This window comes from Oceanospirillum sediminis (assembly GCF_014164585.1).
In the GTDB taxonomy this organism is placed as follows: domain Bacteria; phylum Pseudomonadota; class Gammaproteobacteria; order Pseudomonadales; family Halomonadaceae; genus Oceanospirillum; species Oceanospirillum sediminis.
Window position 1 is genome coordinate 1 of record NZ_JACJFM010000337.1, and the last position, 313, is coordinate 313.

A 313-nucleotide genomic window follows, 5' to 3' on the forward strand; every position below is an offset into this window, starting at 1 on the left:
GTTCGTTATGTGGCACAAAGCCTGAGAGATATTGAGGTGCAGGAACAGAGCATAATCCGGGCATCAGAGTTACTCTGATCCGCGGATTCTGTCATATTTCAACGGTTGCTCCGATTCAGGCGTTTCTGTTGCTCCCGGTTTTTTGTCGGCTTTTTGAGCCGGGTGATTTGCCTGCACCAGAACCTGAGCGGCTATAGCCAGATGACCGGCGGCCTTTCTTTTTAAAGCCGTTGCTATTTTCCAATCCGGCCAAGCCAGACATCTGAGTGGTTTTAGCCTGCTCAACCATGCTGTTCAGTTGCTGCTGCATGGG

Annotated in this window: 1 protein-coding gene; it reads right to left on the reverse strand. The window is 50.8% G+C overall.

Annotation, left to right across the window (positions count from 1 at the left end; all coding sequences use genetic code 11):
* Positions 1–115: 115 nt before the first annotated feature.
* The coding region (locus H4O21_RS25660; RefSeq protein ID WP_220495917.1) for a hypothetical protein at positions 116–313 on the reverse strand (198 nt) is incomplete at its 5' end.